Raw genomic sequence first — 24,408 nt, 5'->3', positions numbered from 1 at the left:
CCGCGTGACGGGGTGGGTCGATGTAAAGGCCGACGATATCGTCGAGCTTGGCTGCAAAATGCGGATCGGTCGAGCGTTTGAACGTGCGCACCCGATGCGGCTGTAGCTTATGGTCTGCCCAGATCCGCTGGATCGTACGGAGCGACAGGCCGCTTGCCTTCGCCATCGCACGGCCGGTCCAGTGCGTCACGCCGCCCGGCGGCGTCTTAAGCGTCAACGCGACGACCGCGTGGACTTTATCCTTCGATGTCGGGGCGACGCCCGGTGGCCGGGTCTTGTCGCGCAGCAACCCCTCGACGCCTTCTTCCGCGTAGCGGCGTTGCCATCGCCATACCATAGGGCGGCTCACACCCACACGCTTGGCCACTTCAAGCACCGGCAGGCGCTGCGCCGACAACAACACGACGCGCGCTCGCAACACATGCTTCAGCGCGCGGCGGCGGTCTTTCTCGATGCCTTCGAGTCGCACACGATCTTCAAGAGGAGGTAAAACCGAAACTGTCTGAGCCATAACGCCAGACTCGCAGATCTGCAGGCTCCTGTGAATCCTCTGACATTGTCAGTGCACTAGATACCCCCTGACGATCTGGATCATCCCGACGACCGCTAGTCGGCGTGATCGTCGCAACGGCGGCGCCGCGCATAAGATCATCGAGCTCGCCTCAGTCATACAGCACTACAGCGAACTAAGACCAAACAGCTCTTCATGCACCTTCGAGGCGATCGCTTCGACATCGTGCGGGTACCGGATGGTGTTACCGGCCCCGACGTGCGTTTTCGCTTCATTGATAATCGAACCAACCAATAAATCTTGGGTACGTTCGTCTAAAGCGCCGTGTTTACTCAAGTCTAGACTAATTTTAGAATAGATCTTCTTCACGGCATGGGCCTGTTCGGCGTCAAAAACGTCCAGATCAACAGCTTTGACCATATGCAAATCCCCCCTCAGGAAGCGATAAACGTACAGCCCATCGGAACTGGCTGCAAGAGTTATTAAATATGTTCACCATCCCTTGATGAAGAACATTCATGCACGATTCAATATTGGGCAGCGAATTATGGGGCATAGTGAGTACCATCAAGGCCGAGATCGTGCGTAGGGTCGGCCAAGCCTCGTCGGACTGGCGGGCGAAAGCGATCATGCTTGAACGTGATGGCCTCTCGCGGATTGATCCCGTCATGGGTGGCCGCTTCTGGCCTGCCGTCGAGTCTTTCGTCCTTCGCCGCTACTACCTGGCCCTTCGCGCCTCTTCGTGTAGCCGTCGGAAGAGTCGTCATCGTGATTGATGGCTTGGACCACATTCTGACCGCTGGCGTTCGCAGGCAGCCCCATCGACCCCGAGACGTCCAAGACGACCGGGGTCGAAGCCGAGGTGGTCTATCTGTTCCACGGGCCGCTCGGTCTGCAGACCCGTGACTACACCTGAAGCCGGAGTACCGCCAGGCGGTGAAGACTGCCTTCGAGACCTTGAAGCTCCTGAAGAAGACGGATCAGGATATTGACCTCGCGGCCTTCGTCGACGATCAGCAGGCTCATATCCACATGACGCGCGTGCACCCGAGCCGGCACGAGCGTCCCGCCGCGACGTATGCCCTCCGCACAACGTCGGCGCCGCTATCGGGAACTCGCATGCGTCACCGAACTGACGCTGCCGCCCGCTGCGCTGCCAACGAGCGCTGCGGCTCCAGCACCGACGGCGGTCGCGACCAACCATCCGGCCGCGACGACGGTCCGACGCCCGGAATGGCGAGCAAGCCAAGGCTTGCAAGCAGACCGCCGACGCCGGCCGCCGTAACGATGCCCGCATCGTTGGCCTCCCTCCCGCCACGCCGTATCGACCGTCGGCGGACAAGGCCAATCTCGAAGCGCAGGCGAGAGCTTTTCGGACCTCGAGGCCCGACGGGCGCGGGAACGCGAACTGGATTGTCGGAAGGCGTGCCTCCGATGCTGCAAGCAGCAACTTCCGAGGCTGCCGTACCAAGCCCTCTAGATTTCCGTAAGCGTAGACGGGCGGCCTAGCCGACGCCCGGGAGCACCTGCTGAAGCAGGATCAGAATTAAATCGATTCCAGAACGCTCGGCTCGTCTGCATGGCCCGGCATGCTGTCGCCTCGGGCTGAAGCGGCGACCGTTCGACATCGAAATCGGTGTCGAACGGCGGCCCGGCTTTGAAGGGGGACTTTGGGGATCTTCTTCTCAGCCAACAATCGACTTAGCAGAGATGGTGACTGCTTAGAAAGCAAATCTTCCTAACTCGCAGCAAATGCTGCGCTGCAATAAGATTTGCTCTTTTTTGTAAAGTGCAGGCGGGTGCAGTTTCGAAACTCGACAATGGTAAACCGCATTCTAAGACGACCGGTCATACGCTGGTCAGAGTGTACTAGACCGACTGATGTGAGATTTGGTCTTGTCAAGACGAGCAGCCCCTTGGGTGCTAGAAGCCGCATAGTCTTTTCGACATAGCGACAACTCAAATCGGCGTAATAGCAACACTCTTGCCCTATTAATGCTCTATAGAGCCCTATTGACTGGCGGCGCATATAGGTAAGGGCTATTCAGCCTCTAGAGCACGGAAAAACGCGCATGAGTGTTTTATTCGGCCAAAAAAATAGGGGGAGCGTTCGTGCATAGGCTCATTATCTCGACAGCGGCTATCATAAGCATCGTTACTAGCAGCGCGCACGCCAGCGAATCGCAAATGTCAACGCCGAAGGCGGCCAAGCACCACGTTGGAGCCAAGAAGGTCGCAATGCGTCACAAGCGGCGGGTTGTGGCAATCGAGGCGGCGGCGTCTCAGGCTGAAGCTCCCTACGCACCGCCAGCCGACCTAGCGGCTCCGCTCGTGCCACTCGCCCGCGCCATGAACAGCATCGGTCTGCCCGCCAAGGATGGCTCGCTGACTTATCACGGCATTACTATGTATGGCGGCGTTGACCTCGGCGTCGGCTATCAGAGCCACGGCGCGCCGCTCAGCTCTGTATATGGCCCTGGCCGTAATTACACTCCGAACGCCGCGAACTCGCACACGCAGGTCGGCCTGATGCCGAACTCCCTGAGCTATTCGAACTTCGGTGTGAAGGGCGTCGAGGAGATCACCCCAGGCCTCAACTTCGTCTTCAACTTGCAGACGACATTCGTGCCGACAAGTGGCGTGATTTCGAATGGCAATAAGGCACAAGTCTTGAACAATGGCGTCGTCGCGAGTTCGCGCACGTCCGGCGGTGATTCCAGCCGCAATGGCCAGATCGACAATGGTCAGGCCTACGGCGGTTTCAGTTCGTCAACGTTCGGCACGCTTACCTTCGGTCGCCAGAACGCCCTGACGCTCGACGCCGTCATCGCTTATGATCCGATGAGCGCCTCGAACGCCTTCTCACTGATCGGCTTCGCCGGAATGACCCCCGGAGGCGGCAACACCGAAGATGCTCGCCAGGGCGACGCGCTGAAGTATCGTGTCAACTTCGGCCCGTTCCGCGCCGCGGGCATGTACAAGTTCGACGAGTTCGGCAACTCTAACCGTAACGCCTATGCCGCGCAGTTCGGCGGGGAATACCAGGGTTTCTCGGCCGACGTCATTTATAACGTTGTCAAGGATTCCGTGACCACCTCCAGCATCGGAGCGGGGCTCGTTACGCCCACAAACGTCAATCAGTTGAACGGCACCGTTTCTGACAACTACGCCGTCATGGCGGTTGCCAGCTACAAGATCGACCGGTTCAAGTTCTACGCGGGCTTTGAGAATATCCGGTTCGAGAATCCGGAAAATCCGTTGGCTAATGGTTCGCCTGCGGAAGGTGTGCAGCTCGCGACCGTGACGAATAACGCTTTCGGCTCGGCGACGACCAAGAACAGAATCGTCAATATTTTTTGGGGCGGCGTGAAATATGCGTTCCGCGACAACATCGATCTGATCGGCGCCTACTACCACTATAATCAGAACAGCTACGCCGTCGGTGCCAATGCCGGTTGTTCGTCACGTTTGATTTCGGCGACGTGCTCCGGCACGCAGGACGCTGGATCCGTCCTTATCGACTATCGCTTCTCGAAGCGCTTCGATGTCTACGCGGGTGCCATGTATGGCGTCGTCCATGGCGGTTTCGCAAACGGCTATGCCCCCGTTGCCAACGGCACCACTGGCGCTGCGACCAATACAATCGACCCAATGGTCGGCGCCCGGTTCCAGTTCTAGAAGAAAAAACCGTTGTACCGAGGCCGTTCTTCACAGCGGCTCGTGCGGTGTCCCTTATGACGTCTCGGAAACAGGCGGCCCCTCTCGTAGCCGGCTTTTTCGTTGCTTGAGTTAAGGTAATCGCCGTTTATAACCTGATGCTAATGGGACTGGCTCGAGGCGTTCGAGACTCAGTGGGCACGGGAACTTCGAAATGTCTAGAGAACTGAAGCTCTTCCGAAGAGAAAGCTTTCGGTTCGCGCTCCGATTTCGCGGCGGCTTTGCGCAGCTTATTTGAGCCATGCGGTGTCAATGCGAAATAGCGGCCAGCGACTTTGAGACTTGCTAAGGTAAGCTCCGCATCCGCGTGATCGGTATCGCGCGCCACTTCGCTTGTCAGCCGAATGGCGCTGTTGATGAGCACGAGCAGACACGCCCGATAAAAAGGACGCGATACCGATCACCTGCGGCGCGTGAAGGGGTTGTCCGCCAACTTGTGACCCGAATCAGCGAAATCATTGTTGAAGAGGACGCTCTAAGCATAGAAAGTGCGACCGGCCCGCTGAATCCGATACAGACGATGTTTGGAATGCACGATGATGGACTTTGTCGGCATCACGTATCGACCCGTCATTCTTTTACTCGCGCTTCTGTCGGGGCAGACAGCGGCCGTTCCCGTTCACGCACATGAGCCGGCCAAAGTCGTTGTCGGGGCGGCCGCGATCGGCGGCGAGGTCCGCGGTCCGACCGGGCCGGAAGCTGGCGTCTGGGTCATCGCTGAGACGACGGATCTTCCGACGAAGTTTGCCAAGATCGTCGTGACAGACGATGCCGGACGATACCTTGTGCCGGATCTCCCTGCCGCGACCTACAAAATCTGGGTTCGCGGTTATGGGCTCGTCGATTCGGACAAGCGTGATGCGCGTCTGGGCCAGCGTCTCGATCTGACCGCGAAGATCGCGCCGAACGCCGCCGCGGCAGCCCAGTACTACCCCGGCATGTACTGGTATTCGATGATCGACGTCCCCCCGACGAGCGAGTTCCCCGGTTCGGACAAGAGCCCGACCGGGATGCCGGCGAACATGCATCGGCAGTCGGACTGGATCGATACGATGAAGAACATGTGCCAGTCCTGCCATGGCCTCGGCACCGTGACACTCCGCTTGCCTCGCACGGCGCCTGAGCCGGGCGAGAGCTCGGCCGACTGGTGGGCTCGCCGAGTCCAGTCGGGCCAGGCGATGAGCTACATGGCTGTCGCGATCGGCAGCATCGGTCCCGACCGCGCCTATCGTATGTTCGCGGATTGGACGGACCGCATCAAGAACGGCGAGCTGCCTTTCGACAAGCCGCAGCGCCCGGCGGGGATCGAGCGAAACTTCGTTGTAACGCTGTGGGACTGGGCGACGCCCAAGATCTACCTTCACGACGCCATCTCGACCGACAAGCGAGATCCAACGGTCAACGCCAACGGACTGATCTACGGATCGCCTGAGGAAAGCTCGGACTACGTCCCGGTCCTCGACCCGATCCACAACACTACGAAGCTGATCAAGCATCCCTATCGGGATGCCGACACCCCAAGCAGCCTGGAGGTGCCGCACGGCACGTCGCAGTTCTGGGGCGACGAACAGATCTGGGACGGCCATACGAGCAACCACAACCCGATGATGGACGAGAAGGGTCGCGTTTGGTTCACGGCGCGCATTCGTGGGACCGACGACCCCGCACGCTGCAAGGATGGTTCAGCGATGCCGTCGGCGGATGTCGCGCCGCTCAAGGAATCGTTTCGGCAATTGTCCGTCTACGATCCCAAAACGGAAAAATGGAGCCTGATCGACACCTGCTTCACGACGCAGCACCTGACATTCGCATGGGACAAGAAGGACACGCTGTGGCTCAGCGCCGGACTGCCGCAAAGCGGTGTCGTCGGATGGGTCGATACGAAGCAGTTCGACGAGACGCACGACGAGGTGCAATCGCAGGGATGGACGCCGATCGTCACCAATACGGCGGGTCAAGAGATGCGGGTGCCCTTCGTGACCCCGGAACAGCCCGTCGAACCAGGCAAGGACAAGTGGGTTCGTGCAGCCTTCTATGGCGTGATGCCTAGCCCGAAAGGCGACGTCGTCTGGGGGCAATCCATGGGACCGGGGTTTTCGCGCATGGACCAGCCGAGTTATCTCGTCCGCGTGATCCCAGGTCAGGACCCGACCCACACCGCGGTGTCGGAGATCTTCCAGCCGCCGGAGGGCTCCTTTGGGACGCGAGGGGTCGACGTCGACCTGAACGGGGTCGCTTGGACGGTGCTTTCAAGCGGCCATGTCGCGAGCTTCGACCGGACCAAGTGCAAAGAGCTGATCGAGGGACCGGAGGCGGCGACGGGCAAGCTCTGCCCGGAGGGTTGGACACTCTACCGGATGCCCGGCCCGCAGTTCAAAGGAGCCGACGCGAACGGCAGCGCCAACCACGCCTATTATATTTGGGTCGACCTCTTCAACGTCCTCGGTCTCGGCGCCAACGTGCCGATTGCCTCGGCCAACGGCGGCGAGGAGCTGCTTGCCCTCGTCAATGGCAAATTCATAAACATCCGCGTTCCCTACCCCCTTGGCTTCTTTACCAAGAACGTGGACGGCCGTATCGACAACGCGGGCGCCGGCTGGAAGGGCCGCGGCCTTTGGACAACGTCTGGAAGCCGTGCGAACTTCCATGGCGAGGGCGGAAAGGGCGTCCAGCCGAAAGTCTTCAAAATTCAACTTCGGCCCGATCCACTTGCGGGGTGATCCTAGCGGAACAGCGCCGACAACCTCTTCGTCGGTGCCGGTATAGCAGGTGACATCCCCCATCTATCACCAGGTTTGAGGCAAACAAGAAGACCACAGACCTCCAATCCTCGCGATCGAGATCGTCCTACTTGGGTGTCGATCGCATAATCGGTCATACCCCGCTCGACACGACTTGGCAGGTGAGGCCACAGAAGCGCGTCGAAGTTCGTATCGGCGTCGCGCCAGCTTGCGCCGAGCGCTACACCCATCCCCTTGGCCGCGGCGAGGAAGGCATCGTGACGCTGGCGGATAATCGCTATTGCGAGATGCGCGCAATCTGCGTCGCTTGCGCGAACATCGTCTGCATCGCGGTATTTATCTCCGCCGGTGTGGTCGCGGGAAAGTAGTAGCCAGGAGAGGCGCACCGTTGCAATGCGGTTGGAACATTTGGAATCGCGATATTGGTCGCGGCGTTCTCGCCCCAAGGATCCTGTTTGTAGGTCAGCGCCGTATACTGGATGTAGAGAACAGCCACGGTTATCTTATTGCCATTGACTGTCCGGTTGGTCAGAGCGCTGCAAACCGACGCTGCCGGTGACGGGCTGCCCATCGGCTGTGGATTCGATCCCGTGAATGGATATGTCTGCGAGTTGTTCATGCCGTCGGTGACGATGAAGACAAAAGGCTGCCGCGACGATGTCGTCGACCCGTCGCCCACGACAGAGTCGGGAATCGTGGTGCTCATCTCAGAAAGCACCGTGTCGAAATGCGTCCCGCCGCTCCCCAGACTTTTGGTATCGGCAGTCAAGGTCCCAACCGGCGCTGACGCGCCGCTGTCGAGCAAATTGCCGATCGCCGATGTCGGATTTGATGCGGAGCATGGATTGGAATTACCGATGACGTTCTGCCTCGCCGTGGCGAGATCGGTGCTTATCGAGTAGAAGGTTCCCATGTTGACGATGAACGGGTAGATGCCAACGCGATACTGCTGTGGCAGCCCGACGCTTGCATTGGCTTCCTGAGTCTGCGCAGTCTGAAGCAACTGGCAAACCGCATTCGCGACGGCATCAGCGCGGAGTTGGATGGAATTGCTTCTCGCCAAATTGTATCCGGAGTAGCCGGAAAAATGGCAGGCGAACTGGCATCCCGTGTAGCCGTCGGAAGAGTCGTCATCGTGATTGATGGCTTGGAGCGCATTCTGACCGCTGGCGTTCGCAGGCAGCCCCATCGACCCCGAGACGTCGAGCAGAAGATAGAAATCCTGGTAACGAGCCAACGTTAGCGTCGAAACGGACGTGCCCTTCACCGGCGTCGTCGCGATCCCCAGGATCTTGCTGAAGTTGTTGGTGATCGGGGTTGCGTAGGTCACCTTTCCCGTCAACGTCTTGCCGCCGCCCGACGGCGTCACCGTGATCGTAGGCGTCGGGACGCTGGCGAAGGCGACCGAGCCAGCATTGGCTTTAAAGGCTTTCAATCCCTGAGCTTCGCCCACGCTGACGGCATCCGTCGGGGACGTGAGCGACCCGTTCTGCGCATTGATGATGTTCTTAGCGGTCGTGATGGCAACCATGGTTGCGGCATCGGCGGCCGCATCCAGCCTGGCCTTGTCGGAGAGCGCGACGCTATAGTCGATGGCAAACCCCAACAACCCAACCAGCGGAACCGCAGCCAAACCCGTGATCAGGGCAACGTTCGCCGCGCGGTCGCGAAGAAAAGCATGAATATTTTGCACCAAACCATTAAGCATGCTGTCTTCCTCCGGTGTGTCGCGCTTCGTATCGTTTAGCAAACCTTGCCGAGGCTACCGAGGCCGCCCCCGGACGCATCGAAGTCGATTTCGCCGATGTAGCGTGGCTGCAGGTAGACGGACCGCTTAAGGACGGCGGTAGGAACGAAGCGACTGCCGAATACTGGCCTATAGGTGAAGCTAACGTCCGCGACGACGATGGTGCCGGACGTGAAGACATCCTGCGGGAGGGTCGAAAGGGATGGCGACGTCGCGTCCGGCGTCGACGAGGGCGGGACGATGCATGAACGCTGGCCCGTCGAGCCGGCGCTCCAGATCACGCTCGCCTTGTAGGTGCAACCCGACGCGCATCCCGCTACCGTCGGCGTAAACCTGATGCTCGAGAGGGTGACCCCAATATCGTACTGCCAGGGGACGCCGTTTGCGGCAGCATCCTTCAGGATCTGGGGGAAGGTGACCAAGGTCGAGTTGAATGTGAACATAAGGTCATTGAGGGCCACGGCCGTCGTACGTTCAGCCAAGAGGGCCGCCATCGAGCTCGAAAGATTCGTGATCTTGCGCGACGTGGTGATGAAGCGAGCGGTCTCGGCGCCGCCGACGATCAAGATGATGAGCATCGGCATGACGATAGCGAATTCGACGGCGGCGATCGCCGACGTTTCGCTTGCGAATTTCCCTAGCTTGCTGCGGAGCGTCTGTATCGGGAGCTTGGCCATGTCAGCAGCTCGATGCCGGCGCTACGAACGGCTCGTTCAGGAACGTCGCCGTCGACATGATCAAGTAGACCTTCTGGCCGAGGTAGGTTGTGGCAACCGACGATGCTGACAGGAAGCTTAGGAAAATACTTACCGGGTAAAGAACCTGCAGATAGACATACCCCTGCTGCTGACCCGGACAATAATTCGTCTGCGCATTCGCCAACGGCGGGATCGAAAGACCGGTCTGCGATGCGTTTAGGAACGCGTAATATTCGTTTGGATAGCTTCCATCGACGACAGCCACTGCCTGGACGTTGACAATGACGTTGTTGCAATTGAACATCGACGGCAGCAGGGGACACACGACCTGCGTGCGGAACTGCGTTTGATTCAGACTCGACGATTGAACCTGACCGGTCATTATCTGGCGCGCGGACTTCTGGGTGGCGTAGTCGAGCGCCTGCGCCATGAACATCATGTACCCGACCGAGAGGATGAAGAAGATGGTCAGCAACAGCAAGGGCGCCACCAGAGCGAATTCCACGGCGGTCGTGCCGCGGGCTTCGATCAAGAAATCCGATATCTTCGTCGTTGACTTGCCGCTGAGATAAAACATAGCCATTTCGAAGCCTAATAGGTTTCGCTCTGCGAAGGACTGCTACGGCTTCGTCCGGTTGCCCGCGAGACCGCAGCCCGTGACTGCCTAGTTGGTGTATATGCTACATCTTAAGTTTGCGTGATGCTGCAGGTTGGTCGCGGGCCCTTATACCAACCTGCGCTGATCAGCATTTGTGAGCCTAATCGCGCAGTCCGATGGTCATGATGCGCCATGGCTGGGCGGTGAGCTTATTCCAGGCGTCACAACAGTGGCCGACAATATCGTTGTAGGATGTGAAGACGCGGTTCGACAGCCAGTTGTCGCGCATGAACTCCCAGAGGTTTTCGGCGGGATTGAGTTCGGGGCATTTCGGCGGCAGCGGAATGATCGTGATGTTGTTTGGCACGGCGAGCTTGCTCGATAGGTGCCAGCCGGCCTGGTCGACGATTAGGACTGCACGGGCGTCCGGCGCAATTTCACGGAATATTTCGACCAGATGCAGAGACACTGCCTGAGTATCGCAGCGCGGCATGACGAGCGCGGCGCCCTCGCCTTCGCGCGGACAGCTCGCGCCGAAAATGTAGGTCGAAGCGGTACGCTGGTCTTGCGGCGCGCTGGGCCGCGTGCCCCGCTTAGCCCAGCGGCGCGTGAGCTTGTTCTTTTAGCCGATGCGGGCTTCGTCGCTTCGTCTTGAAACCAAATTTCTATCTGGGATGGATCGCCTTTTTCGCGAGCAATCTCCTCCAGGAGGGTGGGAAACTTTTAAAACTCTCGATCACCCCCTCGGCCTACGCGTGATGGCGGGGACGGGCCGAAAGCTTGCGATAGTTCATGGCGCGCAGCTCCCGGCTCATGATCTGCTCGGAAATCGAGAGGCCGAACTCGTCAAAGAGCCAGTGGCAAAGATCAGCGATCCGCCACCGGACCACGCCATGAATGGCGGGGATCGGCCCGCTCTCGACGGTCACCGCCAGCGCCCTCCGATGCGCGTCATTGAGAAGAGAGGGTTGTCCCGGCTAGCGGCCGACGTCCTCCTCCGCGCACATTTGGGTCGTGTTCCCGCAGTTTGCTTCGAGGACTTTGGTCAGGTCGGTCTGGGCGGCTCTGAGCGCCGCCTGAAAATCCGTGATGGCGGCTTCCTTGACGCTCGCGCCTGTGACCGGCCGGATGGCCGTAGCTTGGCCGAAGGGGTCAGGCGTGCCGCCATTGCCCGAAAGATTGCCATAGCTTCGTCCGAAGCCGGGTGCTTGCCATCGATCGTGCCGCTGCCGAGAAAAGTTTTGGCGGCGGCGGAATCCGCCCTGGTCGTCGCATTGGCATAGGCGATGAGGTCGGCGACGGACGGAGCGACGCTGGTAAAGCGCTCGCGGTCCAGATAATGCGCTGGCGCTTGGTAGGCGGCCCCGAGCGTCGTTCCTAACCCGTCCACAAGGTCGGCAAGATTGCCGTCGGTGATGAAAGCGTCGCGCAGCGCGAGCTGCTGCTGGCGGTCGAAGGGCAGTAAGGTCGCTTGCCGGATCGTGCTAGTTTGAATGCCACCCGTGACGGTGTAATTCGCAGCCAGTACCGCGCGGCCCGCATAACTCTTGGGAAGCACAGTCACCGGCGCGGGCCCTTTCAGAATTGGCATGTTCAGCGCGGTTTGGGCGCTTGCCTGGATCGATGCCAAGGCCCATGCGGCGGCAATCACTGCCGTCTGCTTTTTCATGATCAAGCCTCCGGCTGCCGCCTGTCGCGCGATGCGGGGGGCTTAGGGTCTCGACCGTTAAGCAGCACCCCACACGATCATAACGCGGAGACCGCCGACGTTTCCAGGCGACAACAGAAATTCGCTTCCGGTCGCAAGCGCTAGATCCAGGGAAATCGCGAGGCCGAAGCCGGTCCCCGAGACGGCCTCATCCCAACGCTGCCCTCTTGAGATCGCCGACATCTCGGCGGGTGACATGCCCGGTCCGTCGTCCTCGATAGTGATCGACCCGCCGCGAAGCGACGTAACGACTGTAATGTTCACCTCTTGGCGCGCCCATTTCCGCGCGTTGTCGACGAGATTGCCCAGCATTTCCAGGAGATCGCCTTCGGCGCCGAAATAGACCGCGCCCGGCGGGACCTCGACCCGCCAAGTCAGCTGCTTAGCGTTCTGCAGGCGCTTCATCGCCGAGACGAGGCGCGTCACGACGGGCTCGACGAGCGTGCGGCGATCCTGCAACCCCGTCGCGCTGGTCGTCCGGGCGCGTGCCAGGGTTCTCGAGACCTGCTCCTGCATGGCCTCGGACTGCTCGTCGAGTTCCGCCGCCAGAGCAGGCTGATTGTCCTCGATGTGACGCGCGAGCGCATTGAGGACTGCCAAAGGTGTTTTGAGACCGTGGGCCATGTCCGCCGCCTGAGCCTGCGCCCTAACTAAAGCGTTCTCCTGCTGGCTAACAAGGCGGTTCAGGTCGTTGACGAGCGGCTGGACCTCGGAGGGGTATGTGCCGCGGAGCCTCTCATCCTGTCCCTTGTGCACCTTGCTGAGATCGGACCTTAGTGTTCGAAAAGGGCTTAGCGCCCGATGTACGAACGCCGCCATGGCGAGCGTCAAAGACAGTGCGAGGGCCAGAAGCGATGGCGGCAAAAGCCAGAACACCATGTCCCGGCTCGCCACCAGCTGGTCTCGGTCCATGGCAACGGTGATGACGACCAGCGGTGCTCTGGCCGACGCGATCTGCACCGTTCTGACGACGGCGATTAGAGCGCCCTTGCTCACGCCCGGCAAGTCAATCGTGACGTGGTGCTGCATATGGGCCGTCGGGATGCCAGGGAGCGCCATGGTCTTGTCCCACAGTGACGCCGATCGCAGTGGCTCTTTGCCAGCACTGTCGATCTGCCAGTATAAACCCCCATACGGCACGGCGTAACGCGGATCGGCGGGCTTCTGCTCAACCGTCAGGTTGCCCTGCGCGTTGAACCCGACACCGCCAGCCAGCAGCCTAGCCGTATGGTTCAGTTCGTCTGACGTGCGGCGGTCGAGGGCCGCATCGAAAATTAGGAACAGGCCCGCCCCGCCGACGATCAGCGCTAACGTGATCAGCGCCGCCGCCGCTAGGCTGAGACGAACGCGGAGCGAGCCGCGCGTCATTCTGGCGCGGCCGATATGACGTAACCATGGCCCCGGCGAGTCTCGATCAACGCCGGGCCGACTTTGCGGCGAATTCGAGCCACGAGCGCCTCGATAGCGTTGGCATCACGGTCTGTGCCGCTTTCATAAACATGGTCGAGCAACTCGCCAGCCGAAACGATGTCGCCGAGGCGGTGGATAAGATAGGCGATCAACCGATATTCAAGAGGCGTCAGCGACAGCGCCTCGCCGGCCACGCGCACGAGCTTCAAGCGTGAGTCAATTTCGAAATCGCGAACGCGCACTACGGCCGAGGCCTGCCCCGCTGATCGCCGCAGTACGGCATTGAGGCGCGCCACGAGTTCCTCCATCCGAAATGGCTTGGAAAGATAATCGTCTGCGCCAGCATTGATGCCATCGACTCGTTCTCGCCAGCCGTCGCGGGCCGTTAAAATGACGACTGGAACGAGGTTGTTCGCTTCCCGCAGTCTTCGCAGGACGCTCAGTCCGTCGAGTTCAGGTAATCCCAGATCGAGGACTAGGGCATCGTAGGACTCAACGTCTGCCCGAAACCAAGCCCCATGCCCGTCTCCAACGCAGTCGACGACGAAGCCGGCGCGTTCCAAGCCCCGCTTGATGTCGGCCGCGATCCGTGGCTCGTCTTCTGCAACCAGAACTCGCACGTCAGTTTACCTCCAGGACGCTAAGCGAGCTTGCATCGATCTCGACCTCCTTTCGCTCCCCTTTCTCCGTCAGGATCCTGATCTGGTAAGTCCACCGACCCTCATTGTGCCCGAGACTGACTTTGACCACGTCGCCCGGCACAATTTTTCGCGCGACATCAAGAATCTGACTGAGCGGACGAATGTCGCCGCGCTCCAAAGCCCAACGCGCCTCGTCCTCGCCCCTCGTGGCAGCCCGGACGGTGCTATGGCTAGCATCGCGACGAGAACCAGGGCACCGAACATTTTGGACATGATAGCACGGATACCCGCCGTCAACTGACATTTTGCTGACAGAGCGTATCAGGAAAACGTGGGCTGGAAGTGCAAAAGGATCGAGCAACCAACGTCGAGAATGCAAGAATGCTTAAGTTTTACGTCGACTCTAGAAGCAGGGTGCTCAGGCGATCATTCGATTCTGACAGCCATGGATTTCTGACCTGCATCGACTGCTAATCTCTCGTTCGGATTGGCTTGGGGGAGCCCCCTGCCCCGCCGTCCAACACGACGATGGTTCGGAGACACACGATGCGCATGATGGAAGACCTTCTCGTTCACCTCGCCAGGATCGAGAAGCTCCGGGACCGGTTATCGAACGAAGAGCAGTATCTCTATAGCACCGAAGTTTCGGCACGCGCCCTCCGCCAGTGCAAGCTCGAATTGAGCGTTTTGTTTCACAGCTTGCCTCATGCGGAGAAAAACATGCTTGGAGAATACACGAGCCACACTTTGAAATTCCTAGACAAGCTGGAGACGGGATGTGCCCATTGAGACGGTTGTTCCTATGAAGCCGCTGTTACTCAGACTGCAGGCCAGCCACAGTTGCTGTCACTGCCACAATCAACGTTCATGGCACAGTCAGCAAAAATCCACGCGTCGAGCGCTTGCAGCTAATCAGTCGAACTAATCAGGACGTCCGGCATCAACATTCGGCGTCGATAAATTCGATTGAACAGAGACATAAATGGCTTTCGGCGCCACTGGCATAATAGGCCGAAGAGTGGCTTGGCTGCACAATCAACTTTGTATGATATCATACAAAATCGCTAGAATTCTACCGGCTTCTGGAGCGAGAGCATCTAGTCGTCGCGCAGGGAATTGAAAGGGAAAGCAAAGATGTTTTTAACGGATAGACGTGGTCTTATCGGCCGTATGGCGGTAGGTTTGGGCGGCTTGATGAGCGTTCGCGTAGCGGCGGCGGCAGATAGCCAGCCGAGCCGCAAACCTGGCATCGGCGGCACGGATCCCGGACCAAATGATCCAGTGCGCGCGGGTGAAAACCCCAACATGATCAATCCGCCCTCGACTGATCACGGCACGCTACCAAACCTTCGGTTTAGCTATTCGGACTCACACATCCGCCAGGAAAGCGGCGGTTGGACGCGCCAGGTAACGGAACGCGAGCTTGGTGCTTCCAAAAGTATTGCTGGCGTCAACATGCGCCTCAACGCTGGCGGCATTCGCGAGCTGCATTGGCACAAGGAAGCCGAATGGGCGTACATGCTATACGGCAATGCCCGTATCACGGCGATTGATGCGCAAGGTCGCAGCTTCGTCGACGATATTGGGGTCGGAGATCTCTGGTACTTCCCGTCAGGCATTCCACATTCGATACAGGGTCTTGGGCCCGATGGTTGCGAATTCCTTCTTGTTTTCGATAGCGGCGGCTTCGATGAAGATAGCACCTTCCTATTAAGCGACTGGTTCAAGCATGTGCCGAACGAAGTCCTCGCCAAGAACTTCGGCGTCTCCGCCGACCTGGTCAGCAACACACCAGATCCGAGCCAACTCTACATCTTCAAGGCTCCGGTACCTGGCCCGCTCGGGCCGAACAAACTGATGGGGGCGTCTCCGGTACCGGAGTCGTTCAGCCATAAAATGCTTGCGCAGGAGCCGATCAAGACGAAGAGCGGCACGGTTCGTATCACCGACGCTAGCAACTTTCCGGCTTCGAAAAACATCGCTGCAGCGTTGGTCGAGATCGAACCAGGCGGTCTCCGCGAACTTCACTGGCACCCCAATTCCGATGAATGGCAGTACTATATCGAAGGTCAAGGTCGCATGGGCGTGTTCGCCACCTCTGGCCAAGCCCGCACATTCGACTTCCGAGCGGGTGACGTCGGCTATGTGCCCTTTGCGATGGGGCATTATATCGAAAACACGGGCACGACCCCGCTCCGCTTCCTCGAAATGTTCAAGAGCAGCTACTATGCTGACCTATCGCTCAATCAATGGCTTGCCCTGACCCCGCCGGAGCTAGTGCAGGATCATCTGAAGCTAAGCCAGCAGTTCATGGACGCGCTGCAGAAGAAGAAGTCCCCCGTCGTTCCCGGGTAAGACCGCACTATCGATCGAACTAAATACCCGCAAGGCAGACGCCGCCCTTTCAGGCGGCGTTTCGCATTATAGCTGATCGGTCACCGGATCGGATTAATGGTTAGTCGGCCGGCATGAAGCGGAGGGTACCCGCGAGACTTGCCTCCCTGCCGGTGTCGTTCGGATGGTTGATGCCATCCACGACAGGTACTTCATGAAAATCGAATGGACTTACCCCGACCAGGCAAGCAACGTTTTCTGCGTACTTCCTTGGGTCCGAGCGTCGTTGATGGTGTGTGTATATTCCGCAGCGAGAACAGAAGAAGTGCTGCACAGATTCCGTGTTGAAGCGGTAACTTGTCAGGGCATTCTCGCCCTCCAGGACCTTGATGCCACTTGTTCCTGTCATGACAACAGCGGCACCGCGCATCCGACAGTATGAACAGGTGCAGCGGCGGATCGTTTTGAAGCCGTCGCTGAGCGTCGCCTCGAAGCGCACGGCGCCGCAATGGCAGTGGCCAATCCGATAGTTCGTCCCATTCGCCTTGTTATCTCTCGTGCAGATCGGACTGTTGTCGCCGAAGCCGCTCTCTTAAGCGGTGGGCGGCCTCAGGTGTGGTCGCAGCGCCAAAACCAGGGGGATGATCATCGCAGCGGTCGCCGCTGCGGCGAGGATGCCAACCGTCTGGCTGCTACGATCAGCAATTGCTCCATAAACGATAGGCGCGACACCGCCCGATCCGATCACGCTGGTGTAGAAGATGGCGAAGGCTTTACCGGTATCGCCGCGCGGGGCAAGCTCTGGCACCGTTCCGTAAAGCACGGACGATGTCCCGTTGAGGACGACCCCAAGCGCTGGAAGGATGATAAGCGTTGCCGTCAGGGGCGTGAACAGCGTGACCGCGATCAGGAATGCCGTTGCGGCTTCGGTCACAATGACGGCCCCAACCACGCCCATGTACCCTTCAAGCCAGTTGCAGGTCGCTTTGCCGAGCGCGCCGCCAATGAAGAGGAGAGCGAGAGCAAGCCCCACGGTCGCCGACGTCCCGCCACGACCATGAATAAGAAACGGAAGGAAAAGCAGATAACCCATGCGTGTTGAGGTATCAAACGCGCCGATTACGGTCAGAAGGCCGAAGCCCGAGCGGCTTCGGTCGACCATTGTCTTCTTTGTCGTGGCTGTCCTCGTCGAGGGTTCCGTAGGTGCCAGGTACAGAAGCGCGAGGGTCGCGATCAAGCCGAGGACTCCCATCATCCCTATAACCGGGCGCCAAGTGAGGATCGGCAACAGCAGGGCAGCGATGGCCGGCAATACAGCCTTACCGAGATCGCCCGAGAAGTTGTAGACGCCGAGCGGCCCGCGCGACGCTTTCCCGTAGGTATCGGAGACCAACAGGGATCCCCGAGGATGTTGGATGCTTGATCCTAATCCGGCGACCACGAGTCCGAGGCAAAGGCCAGGGAAGCCGACAGGCAAAGCCATGATCAGGAAGCCGGCGGCTGCGATGAAGGTCGAAAGCGCCAAGGCTGCACGCGGTGAAAGCCGACGCGAAAGCTTGTCGCTTGGCAACTGCAGCCCGCCCATTGTGCCGTAGTAGAGGCCACGCATGATTGCTAACCCAGCGTAGGATAGGCCGAACTGTGTCTGCCAGACCGGCAGGAAGGCGTAAATGCCATCGGTATACCCGTCATGCATCGCATGAGCGACGCATGCCACCAGCAAGTTTCGCGACTTCGATGGCGTCCCTGTCGCTACGTTGACGTGAACTGTATCGGATACGCCATTTACATGCATTTCAACCTTTACCTCTTGGCCAGCATTACGCCCGTATGCTAATCGGCGAAAGTCTACGTCTTGTCACAGAACCTGTGAGCTTTCCTCACACCTCCAGCCAACACGCGGAAGCGTGTCGCAACCTTATGGCGTCTTGAACATGGAGATGGTCTAGGCGCCGACCGTTCACGATCAAGGCTAGTCGGCCGCAATATTCCCGAGAAAGGGCGAGCCGCCAACCTTTGGGGGGGATTGACGGCTCTAACCGCAGCGATGGGGGAACACCGCACTTGGCTAGGGCCTCTTTACCTTCAAACGTTTCAAAACGCTTTACGTGGTTTGTCGGCAGGCGATTGACCGCCGGGGATGTTGAACGGCCCTTGACGGCTTATGTTGTGGGTGGCACGGTTCCAAGCCGTTCTATAATGCCTCGAAGGCCTGGTTCTTCAATCAGAACAGTGGCCTCCTCAACGCTGAGCCACTTGGTGTCTCTCTGGTCCCTCTCACGCCATTTGGTGAGTTGTTGTCGGACATCCAGCGGGTACACGGTCACCTTACAAAGGTAGAAGGCTGCGTCCCCTCGCTTCCAGTACTCATAAGTACCCATAGGCTCCTTGCCGATGCGTCCGACGACCCCAGCCTCTTCCAACGCCTCTCGCTCAGCCGCTTTATGGTCTTTCATCCCTTTCATCGGCCACCCCTTTGGAATGGTCCAGCGACGCGTCGTCCTAGAGGTGATGAGAAGAACGGAAGTCTTTTGCTCCGCGTCGCGACGAAGCGGAAGCGCTCCGACTTGAAGGTGCGTCGTTCCTGTTTCGGTAAGCTTGGCGATAGCGGCAGTCTCGCGAACAGAGCTTCACTGATGATTCGCGAGGTTGGAGGACAATGTGATGACCCGCAACTGTCGGTCACAACCAAGCGCGAGTATTCCGGTCCTAGATCGTTGCAGCTACCGATCAGCCCCACAATCCTAAATTTGCCCACCGGTTTTTCGGTATGAGCTTGCCGACTTTAAAGGAGAACGCCAAAACGCCCAGATGATCGTGGGTGCCGGTGCATTCGAAGGAAAGGGCATACCAAAGCCCCTTGCTTCGGAACGCTGCCCCAGGCGCTTTCATAGTATCGCCCTGGTGAAAGGGATGGATGCTGATGTCGCTCTTTGCGCGATCAGGTTTCAAGCCAATCTCCTTGCCGACCCGATGCATGGCTTCGATGTCGCAGACCTGCTCAAGGCGAGTATCGGAGTCTACCTTCATAAGCGTCTTAGCCACTCTAGCGTCCATGGCGTGGGTCGAATGCGCCATGGCAAAGAAGATAGAAGCGCTGAGACACCGCGCAGTTATAACTGCAAACCTCATAATTCTCCCTCTAAAGCCCTTGGGCGGACGTTCCTCATAGCGGCGGCGCTACGTCCACACCACTGCTCAGCGTCATAGCAGTAACGTTGCGTGACCTTCAACGGCCGCCGATAATAGGCGAGGCAAGAGAAACGGATTCAGTACATGTGGGGGATTTTCAATTTAACGGGTCAGGGGTGGCTTCAACTACAGGAACTCGGTCTTGCCTTCGTGCTCTCGGCGCTAGTTGGCGTCGAGCGTGAGATACGGCAGAAAGCGGCCGGCCTGCGGACGAACACGCTGGTCGGCGTTTCCGCGGCCTTGTTCATGCTGATCTCGAAATACGGCTTCATGGACGTGCTCGACAATGGTCGTGTCGTCGTCGATCCGTCGCGGGTCGCGGCTCAGATCGTCTCCGGCATCGGCTTCATTGGCGGTGGCGTGATCTTCATGCGTCGAGACGCCGTCAAAGGCCTGACAACAGCGGCATCCGTCTGGTTGACAGCCGCACTGGGCATGGCTTGTGGCGCCGGTCTGCCGATCCTGGCTGTCGCGACGACGGTCGGGCACTTCATCATCATGCTCGTCTTTCCCAAACTGATCACCTATTTGCCCGACCAGCGACGGACCGCAAACCTGCGCATCGTCTATGCGGAGGGTGAAAACCGGCTCCAGGCGATACTCGTTGCCTGTACAGCCATGCGTTTCAGCATTGACCATCTCGACGTCGAGCGCGGAAGCGCCCAGCTCCCGGAAGAAGCGCAGGACCTTGCGGACCGAGAGGGCCAAACCGTGGAGTCGGCGCCGAGCGTCGTCGCTCTCACCATGCACGTCATAGGCAAGAGCCCGGTCGGCCATCTTGTCGCGAGATTGAGCAGCTTGGAAGGGGTAATGCGGGTCGGTTCGGCTGAGCACGACGGGTCTCTCGATTGACCAAACAACGTCGCAACCGTGCGGCTCGGTCGCCCATCCCCAAGGTGAGCACGTCAGGCGAACTTAGCAGCCACAAAGTAGAAGATCGCCGCTACCAAGCCCGCAGCCGGCATCGTCACAAACCAAGCGAAGACGATGCTTCGCGCCACGCCCCACCGGACGGCGGACGTCCGTCGCGCCGACCCGACGCCGACGATCGCCCCCGTGATGGTATGTGTCGTCGAAACCGGGATCCCAAGCCAGGTGGCGGCAAAGAGCGTGATGGCACCCCCTGTCTCTGCACAGGCGCCCTGCATCGGGGTCAGCCGCGTGATCTTCGATCCCATCGTATGGACGATGCGCCAGCCGCCGAGAAGCGTGCCAAGTGCCATGGCGCTCTGACAAGACAGGACGACCCAGAGAGGCACGTAGAAGTCGTGCCCGAGGATCCCCTGCGAATAGAGGAGGATCGCAATGATCCCCATTGTCTTCTGCGCATCGTTGCCGCCATGGCCAAGCGAGTATAGCGACGCCGACACCAGTTGCAGCCGGCGGAACGTGCGATCGACTCTTGCGGGAATCGACCGGCGGGCGAGCCATGTGGTGATAAAGACCAGGACCAGCGCCAGTACAAATCCGAGCATCGGCGAGAGGACGATGGCCAGGATCGTCGGTCCGAGGCCTCCCCAGAGGACGGCCACGATGCCGCCCTTGGCAACGCCGGCGCCGACTAGGCCACCGATCAGGGCGTGCGAACTGCTCGATGGGATACCACCCACCCACGTGATGACGTTCCACGTGATGGCCCCCATCAACGCCCCAAAGATCACCGGCGCATCGACGAGGGACGTCAAGACGATGCCGCTCCCCAACGTCTTCGCGACATGAAGCCCGAAAAAGAAGAAGGCAATGAAGTTGAAGAAGGCCGCCCAGGCCACCGCGTAGTGCGGCTTGAGAACCCGCGTCGACACGACAGTGGCGATGGAATTGGCCGAGTCATGGATGCCGTTCAGAAAGTCGAAGAGAAGCGCGATGCCGACCAAGCCCGCCAGCAGCGGAAGAGACAATGTTGCCGCGTTCATCCGAACCTCAAGCGTTCTCGATCGCGACTTCACTTATCTGGTTGACGACGTCTTCGAGCTTGTCGGCCACACTTTCTAGGTGGCTCAAGATCTCGGAGGCCACCCAGAACTCTGCGGGTTGATCTGGTCCCTTGAGCTTGTATAGGCGTGTGCGCGCGGCATCGTAGATGTCGTCGGTCTCATCCTCGATCTTGTGCATACGGTCGGCCATGTCACCGATCTGCGCGCCATTTGTGCCCACCGAGCGAAGCAGCGGCAACGCCTCTTGGACAATACGCGTGGCGGCGACGATCCGATCAGCGATCGCTTTCATTTCCGGTTCGAAGTGCGTGTATTCGAAAACCCTGATCGCTTTGCAGGTCTTCTTCATCTCGTCGATCGAGTCGTCAAGCGATCCGATAAGCGCTATAATTGCGGTGCGATCGAACGGCGTGATAAAAGTCCGCCGAACTGCCAGCATGACTTCGCGCGCGACGGTGTCGGCTTCATCCTCACGAGCAGATACCGCAGCAAGGTGTCTCAAAGCCTCCGAGGAGGACGCCTCATAAAGTGCGGCTCTGAGGCTGTCGCCACCCGCAGCGACCAAAGCAGCGTGCTGCTCGAAAAGGTCGAAGAAGCGATCCTCTTTAGGCAAGAAAGATCTAAACCAGTCGAGCATCCGCGCTCCTCCCTTAGATAGGCTCGCTGCCTTACGCGAAGATTATGTAGGCGCCAAAAGGAAAGGCGCCTACCGGCTGCTTTCTGGTGCGGCTAAATAGGTGGCCTGCCCCCTCTGAAGTGGTCCTCCCTGAAGTATGGCATTTTGCCATGAGGAGGATCGATAGATGCCGAATAAGAGACATAAGCCGGAAGAGATCGTCGCGAAGTTACGCCAGGTCGATGTGTTGGTCTCACAGGGTAAGCCCGTTGCTGAGGCCGTCCGTTCAATCGCGGTGACGGAGGTCACCTACTATCGGTGGCGTCAGGAGTACGGCGGCTTGAAGGGCGACCAGGTTAAACGGTTGAAGGAGCTCGAAGCTGAAAACACTCGGCTCCGACGTGCTGTATCGGATCTGACGCTGGAAAAGCTGATCCTGAAAGAGGCCGCCTCGGGAAACTTCTGAGCCCCGCCCGTCGTCGCGCTTGTATCGACACGGTCGTTGCCAAGCACGGCGTCTCGGAGCGGTTCGCATGCCGGGCTCTCGGCCAGCATCGCTCCACGCAACGCAAGATCCCGAAGACCCGTGACGATGAGGCGGCACTCACCGCCGACATCGTCGCGCTCGCCCTCCAATATGGCCGCTACGGCTACCGCCGCATCACGGCGATGCTGCGTCGTACCGGTTGGATGGTAAAGTCGGTTCGGGAGTGGATCGTGGCCGTGGGAGCGAAGACCGCTTACATCGAGCCAGGAAGCCCCTGGGAGAACGGCTACTACGAAAGCTTCAACGCGAAGCTTCGTGACGAGCTTCTCAACGGCGAGATCTTTTACTCGTTGAAGGAAGCGCAGGTCATCATCGAGTGCTGGCGGCAGCACTACAACGCGATCCGCCCGCACTCATCGCTCGCCTACCGACAACCCGCGCCTGAAGCCTTGGTGTGGCCGGCTGCGCAACCCGGACCAGCTACGCCGGCCACACCAGCCCTCGCGCTCCGGCCCGCCATGAACTAACATAGACATCAGACCACTCAGTGGGGACCGGCCAGTCGGCACCGGCGAGACCGACGTCTCCGGACATCCGAAGGCCGAGGTCCCGAAAGTCGAGCGGCGGATTAGCTGGTGATCGCTTTACGACGCCTGCGTATCGAGTGCGACCGCATTTACCTTCATGTGCAGCAGTGCGCCGACAACGGGGCAGGCCTTCGCGGGAAGCCTCACGGGTGCTTCTCGGTCTTGGAAGCCCGGTCGCCCTCCGCCGTCGCGTCGGTCTCGCACATGTAGGCTCCGTCCTTGGTGTTCCCGTAGTTCTTCGTCCCAGCGAAGTGGTAGATCCTGGACTTCGTGTTGACCCACACGACCGTGGCGCCGGGGCACCGCGCCTTGGCGCCTGGTTCAGCCGGGAACTGGTTGGCGCCCGACGGCGCGGGGGCGGGCTGCGCGCGTTGGGTCGGGGCTGCGGGTGCAGGAGTAGGAGCGGGAGCTTGGGGCGCTGTGCGCTCTGTCGTCGGTGGCGCGGCCGGAGCCGGCGGCGCGGGGATGGCTGCCGTCCCGACAGGCGTAAGGGTGCCGGGCGGCAGCGCGCGGCATGCTGCGATGAAGTCCTTCTTCTTCTCCTTGGCATCCTTCAGCTCGCCCTTGTTCGCCTTGTACTCGGCGTCGCAGGCGCCCGCCGTCTTCACCGTCCCGGCATAAGGGGTCGTGGCCGCCGGTCTGGTGGGCGCCGGGGCAGAGGGAGCCGGAGCCGCGGCAACGCCGCCGACCGGTGTCGCGGTCCCGACCGGGAGCGTCCGGCACGTCGACACGAACTGCTTCTTCGTCTCCTTGGCCGCCTTGAGGGCCGGCTTCTGCGCCGCGTATTCGTCGTCGCAGAGCTTCGCCGTCTTGAGCGCCTGGGCCGAGGCTGGCGCAATGGCGAGGATCGAGCCGCCAATGAGCGACGCGATAAGGAGGATGGGGAGATGCTTGCTCATGTGCGCTCCTGGGACTGTCGTTGGAGATTAGGCGCCAGCGCCACGAACGTCGAGCCGGTCCCCACCTAGTTTCTTATTCGCTCACCCGCCGGTAGGTGGAGACCGCGATCGATCTCACATGGCACGGGGGCCCTTACGGGACGATCTTCGTCGTCGGAAGGATCAATCGAGATCGTCTCTTCGTCACGGACGGCCTTCCATCAAGGTGTATCGGCAACCCTAACGGGGAGTCCAGCTTGCTGATCCACGACCGCCGCTTAAGCCTTGGCTCACCTGGTCGTTGAGAACCCGGCTTCATGGACGAAGCGGCGGTCACGACGACATGACGGGAAACGCGTGGAGAGAGAAATGAACTTCCAGAGAATGCTGATCGTCGGCTCCGCGGCGCTTACGCTCGCAGCCGGCTCGATCGCGCTGCCATCTGTGGCTGACGCACGGGGCGGCGGTCATGGTGGCGGCCACGGCGGTGGTGGACATGGTGGCGGTTTTCACGGTGGCGGCTTCCACGGGGGTGGCGGCTTTCGGGGCGGGCGCGGTTTCCGCGGCTACGGTGGCGGGTATGGATACGGCTACCGTTGCGGACCGATC

At 59.8% G+C, this 24,408-nt stretch carries 22 protein-coding genes and 5 pseudogenes; 8 read left to right on the top strand and 19 right to left on the bottom strand.

The features are described 5' to 3' along the window. Positions 1–418: pseudogene (locus tag GSQ79_RS29850) on the bottom strand (helix-turn-helix domain-containing protein); the annotation flags it as partial. A gap of 258 nt (positions 419–676) precedes the next feature. Continuing rightward, positions 677–931 carry a hypothetical protein gene (locus tag GSQ79_RS23855; RefSeq protein ID WP_158811266.1) on the bottom strand — a complete coding sequence of 85 codons (255 nt, stop codon included), beginning with the start codon at positions 929–931 and terminating at the stop codon, positions 677–679. A gap of 418 nt (positions 932–1,349) precedes the next feature. Between GSQ79_RS23855 and GSQ79_RS29845 the strand changes: the two are divergent. Next, positions 1,350–1,528: pseudogene (locus GSQ79_RS29845) on the top strand (nitrate ABC transporter substrate-binding protein); the annotation flags it as partial. Between the two features lie 27 nt (positions 1,529–1,555). Here GSQ79_RS29845 and GSQ79_RS29840 read toward each other — a convergent pair. Beyond that, a pseudogene (locus GSQ79_RS29840) lies at positions 1,556–1,785 on the bottom strand (hypothetical protein); the annotation flags it as partial. Positions 1,786–2,698: 913 nt separating this feature from the next. Here GSQ79_RS29840 and GSQ79_RS23845 point away from each other — a divergent pair. Together GSQ79_RS23845 and GSQ79_RS23840 are read left to right on the top strand one after the other, a co-directional pair. Further along, positions 2,699–4,189 carry a porin gene (locus GSQ79_RS23845; RefSeq protein WP_158811265.1) on the top strand — a complete coding sequence of 497 codons (1,491 nt, stop codon included), beginning with the start codon at positions 2,699–2,701 and terminating at the stop codon, positions 4,187–4,189. Between the two features lie 575 nt (positions 4,190–4,764). Beyond that, entirely contained in the window at positions 4,765–6,948 is a 2,184-nt protein-coding gene (locus GSQ79_RS23840; protein ID WP_158811264.1) for a carboxypeptidase-like regulatory domain-containing protein, read from the top strand. A gap of 298 nt (positions 6,949–7,246) precedes the next feature. On the opposite strand, the gene GSQ79_RS23835 is transcribed toward GSQ79_RS23840, so the two are convergent. The 9 genes and pseudogenes from GSQ79_RS23835 to GSQ79_RS23795 all read right to left on the bottom strand — a co-directional run bounded on the left by GSQ79_RS23835 (position 7,247) and on the right by GSQ79_RS23795 (position 14,075). Then, on the bottom strand, positions 7,247–8,719 hold the full coding sequence (locus GSQ79_RS23835; protein ID WP_158811263.1) for a TadE/TadG family type IV pilus assembly protein: 1,473 nt from the start codon (positions 8,717–8,719) through the stop codon (positions 7,247–7,249). Then, a complete protein-coding gene (locus tag GSQ79_RS23830) occupies positions 8,713–9,393 on the bottom strand; it encodes a TadE/TadG family type IV pilus assembly protein (protein ID WP_158811262.1) in 681 nt (226 codons plus the stop codon). Before GSQ79_RS23830 ends, GSQ79_RS23835 begins: the two co-directional genes overlap by 7 nt. 1 nt (position 9,394) lies before the next feature. Continuing rightward, a complete protein-coding gene (locus GSQ79_RS23825; protein WP_210253197.1) occupies positions 9,395–9,997 on the bottom strand; it encodes a TadE/TadG family type IV pilus assembly protein in 603 nt (200 codons plus the stop codon). 175 nt (positions 9,998–10,172) lie between these two features. Beyond that, positions 10,173–10,616 (bottom strand): annotated as a pseudogene (locus tag GSQ79_RS23820) (IS630 family transposase); the annotation flags it as partial. Between the two features lie 145 nt (positions 10,617–10,761). Continuing rightward, a complete protein-coding gene (locus tag GSQ79_RS23815) occupies positions 10,762–10,941 on the bottom strand; it encodes a winged helix-turn-helix domain-containing protein (protein WP_158811260.1) in 180 nt (59 codons plus the stop codon). 116 nt (positions 10,942–11,057) lie between these two features. Then, the gene (locus GSQ79_RS23810) at positions 11,058–11,681 is read right to left on the bottom strand and encodes a hypothetical protein (RefSeq protein WP_158811259.1); all 624 of its coding nucleotides are present in this window, start codon (positions 11,679–11,681) and stop codon (positions 11,058–11,060) included. Between the two features lie 57 nt (positions 11,682–11,738). Next, positions 11,739–13,088 carry a HAMP domain-containing sensor histidine kinase gene (locus GSQ79_RS23805; RefSeq protein WP_158811258.1) on the bottom strand — a complete coding sequence of 450 codons (1,350 nt, stop codon included), beginning with the start codon at positions 13,086–13,088 and terminating at the stop codon, positions 11,739–11,741. Beyond that, complete coding sequence (locus tag GSQ79_RS23800) at positions 13,085–13,750, bottom strand: response regulator transcription factor (RefSeq protein ID WP_158811257.1); 666 nt, start codon at positions 13,748–13,750, stop codon at positions 13,085–13,087. Before GSQ79_RS23800 ends, GSQ79_RS23805 begins: the two co-directional genes overlap by 4 nt. A gap of 1 nt (position 13,751) precedes the next feature. After that, positions 13,752–14,075: a PepSY domain-containing protein gene (locus tag GSQ79_RS23795; protein WP_174243261.1), complete on the bottom strand. Its 324-nt coding sequence runs from the start codon at positions 14,073–14,075 to the stop codon at positions 13,752–13,754. A gap of 242 nt (positions 14,076–14,317) precedes the next feature. Here GSQ79_RS23795 and GSQ79_RS23790 point away from each other — a divergent pair, with 242 nt between their 5' ends. Both GSQ79_RS23790 and GSQ79_RS23785 read left to right on the top strand, forming a co-directional pair. Beyond that, on the top strand, positions 14,318–14,560 hold the full coding sequence (locus GSQ79_RS23790; protein ID WP_158811256.1) for a hypothetical protein: 243 nt from the start codon (positions 14,318–14,320) through the stop codon (positions 14,558–14,560). A gap of 345 nt (positions 14,561–14,905) precedes the next feature. Continuing rightward, positions 14,906–16,126, top strand: coding sequence for an oxalate decarboxylase family bicupin (locus GSQ79_RS23785; RefSeq protein WP_246725540.1), 1,221 nt, complete (start codon positions 14,906–14,908; stop codon positions 16,124–16,126). Between the two features lie 100 nt (positions 16,127–16,226). Here GSQ79_RS23785 and GSQ79_RS23780 read toward each other — a convergent pair whose 3' ends face one another. The 4 genes from GSQ79_RS23780 to GSQ79_RS23765 form a co-directional block, all read right to left on the bottom strand. After that, positions 16,227–16,670 carry a GFA family protein gene (locus GSQ79_RS23780; RefSeq protein WP_174243260.1) on the bottom strand — a complete coding sequence of 148 codons (444 nt, stop codon included), beginning with the start codon at positions 16,668–16,670 and terminating at the stop codon, positions 16,227–16,229. Positions 16,671–16,697: 27 nt separating this feature from the next. Further along, on the bottom strand, positions 16,698–17,900 hold the full coding sequence (locus tag GSQ79_RS23775) for an MFS transporter (protein WP_158811255.1): 1,203 nt from the start codon (positions 17,898–17,900) through the stop codon (positions 16,698–16,700). Positions 17,901–18,267: 367 nt separating this feature from the next. After that, positions 18,268–18,711: an NUDIX hydrolase gene (locus tag GSQ79_RS23770; protein WP_158811269.1), complete on the bottom strand. Its 444-nt coding sequence runs from the start codon at positions 18,709–18,711 to the stop codon at positions 18,268–18,270. Between the two features lie 124 nt (positions 18,712–18,835). Further along, complete coding sequence (locus tag GSQ79_RS23765) at positions 18,836–19,150, bottom strand: DUF930 domain-containing protein (protein ID WP_246725539.1); 315 nt, start codon at positions 19,148–19,150, stop codon at positions 18,836–18,838. A 231-nt stretch (positions 19,151–19,381) separates the two neighbouring features. Between GSQ79_RS23765 and GSQ79_RS23760 the strand changes: the two genes are divergently transcribed. Continuing rightward, the gene (locus GSQ79_RS23760) at positions 19,382–20,149 is read left to right on the top strand and encodes an MgtC/SapB family protein (protein WP_158811253.1); all 768 of its coding nucleotides are present in this window, start codon (positions 19,382–19,384) and stop codon (positions 20,147–20,149) included. A gap of 53 nt (positions 20,150–20,202) precedes the next feature. On the opposite strand, the gene GSQ79_RS23755 is transcribed toward GSQ79_RS23760, so the two are convergent. Both GSQ79_RS23755 and GSQ79_RS23750 read right to left on the bottom strand, forming a co-directional pair. Beyond that, positions 20,203–21,210: an inorganic phosphate transporter gene (locus GSQ79_RS23755; protein ID WP_158811252.1), complete on the bottom strand. Its 1,008-nt coding sequence runs from the start codon at positions 21,208–21,210 to the stop codon at positions 20,203–20,205. A gap of 7 nt (positions 21,211–21,217) precedes the next feature. Beyond that, a complete protein-coding gene (locus GSQ79_RS23750; RefSeq protein ID WP_158811251.1) occupies positions 21,218–21,868 on the bottom strand; it encodes a DUF47 domain-containing protein in 651 nt (216 codons plus the stop codon). A 166-nt stretch (positions 21,869–22,034) separates the two neighbouring features. On the opposite strand from GSQ79_RS23750, the pseudogene GSQ79_RS23745 reads away from it, so the two are divergent. Beyond that, a pseudogene (locus GSQ79_RS23745) lies at positions 22,035–22,861 on the top strand (integrase core domain-containing protein). A gap of 203 nt (positions 22,862–23,064) precedes the next feature. Here the strand turns inward: GSQ79_RS23745 and GSQ79_RS23740 are convergent. Continuing rightward, positions 23,065–23,820: a hypothetical protein gene (locus tag GSQ79_RS23740; RefSeq protein WP_158811250.1), complete on the bottom strand. Its 756-nt coding sequence runs from the start codon at positions 23,818–23,820 to the stop codon at positions 23,065–23,067. A gap of 348 nt (positions 23,821–24,168) precedes the next feature. Between GSQ79_RS23740 and GSQ79_RS23735 the strand changes: the two genes are divergently transcribed. Next, a partial coding sequence (locus GSQ79_RS23735) for a hypothetical protein (RefSeq protein WP_210253196.1) occupies positions 24,169–24,408 on the top strand: 240 nt, incomplete at its 3' end.

It is taken from the genome of Beijerinckia sp. L45 (assembly GCF_009765775.1).
Taxonomy (GTDB): domain Bacteria; phylum Pseudomonadota; class Alphaproteobacteria; order Rhizobiales; family Beijerinckiaceae; genus RH-AL1.
The sequence above is the reverse complement of the archived record's forward strand: the minus strand, read 5'-3'. Positions and strand labels throughout refer to the sequence as shown.

Excerpts from the sequence above, each read along its gene's own strand:
- GSQ79_RS23855 (WP_158811266.1), bottom strand. The coding sequence starts at position 931 with ATGGTCAAAGCTGTTGATCTGGACGTTTTTGACGCCGAACAGGCCCAT.
- GSQ79_RS23845 (WP_158811265.1), top strand. The coding sequence starts at position 2,699 with ATGTCAACGCCGAAGGCGGCCAAGCACCACGTTGGAGCCAAGAAGGTC.
- GSQ79_RS23840 (WP_158811264.1), top strand. The coding sequence starts at position 4,765 with ATGATGGACTTTGTCGGCATCACGTATCGACCCGTCATTCTTTTACTC.
- GSQ79_RS23830 (WP_158811262.1), bottom strand. The coding sequence starts at position 9,393 with ATGGCCAAGCTCCCGATACAGACGCTCCGCAGCAAGCTAGGGAAATTC.
- GSQ79_RS23825 (WP_210253197.1), bottom strand. The coding sequence starts at position 9,997 with ATGGCTATGTTTTATCTCAGCGGCAAGTCAACGACGAAGATATCGGAT.
- GSQ79_RS23810 (WP_158811259.1), bottom strand. The coding sequence starts at position 11,681 with ATGAAAAAGCAGACGGCAGTGATTGCCGCCGCATGGGCCTTGGCATCG.
- GSQ79_RS23805 (WP_158811258.1), bottom strand. The coding sequence starts at position 13,088 with ATGACGCGCGGCTCGCTCCGCGTTCGTCTCAGCCTAGCGGCGGCGGCG.
- GSQ79_RS23795 (WP_174243261.1), bottom strand. The coding sequence starts at position 14,075 with ATGTCAGTTGACGGCGGGTATCCGTGCTATCATGTCCAAAATGTTCGG.
- GSQ79_RS23790 (WP_158811256.1), top strand. The coding sequence starts at position 14,318 with ATGCGCATGATGGAAGACCTTCTCGTTCACCTCGCCAGGATCGAGAAG.
- GSQ79_RS23785 (WP_246725540.1), top strand. The coding sequence starts at position 14,906 with ATGTTTTTAACGGATAGACGTGGTCTTATCGGCCGTATGGCGGTAGGT.
- GSQ79_RS23775 (WP_158811255.1), bottom strand. The coding sequence starts at position 17,900 with ATGCATGTAAATGGCGTATCCGATACAGTTCACGTCAACGTAGCGACA.
- GSQ79_RS23760 (WP_158811253.1), top strand. The coding sequence starts at position 19,382 with ATGTGGGGGATTTTCAATTTAACGGGTCAGGGGTGGCTTCAACTACAG.
- GSQ79_RS23755 (WP_158811252.1), bottom strand. The coding sequence starts at position 21,210 with ATGAACGCGGCAACATTGTCTCTTCCGCTGCTGGCGGGCTTGGTCGGC.
- GSQ79_RS23750 (WP_158811251.1), bottom strand. The coding sequence starts at position 21,868 with ATGCTCGACTGGTTTAGATCTTTCTTGCCTAAAGAGGATCGCTTCTTC.
- GSQ79_RS23740 (WP_158811250.1), bottom strand. The coding sequence starts at position 23,820 with ATGAGCAAGCATCTCCCCATCCTCCTTATCGCGTCGCTCATTGGCGGC.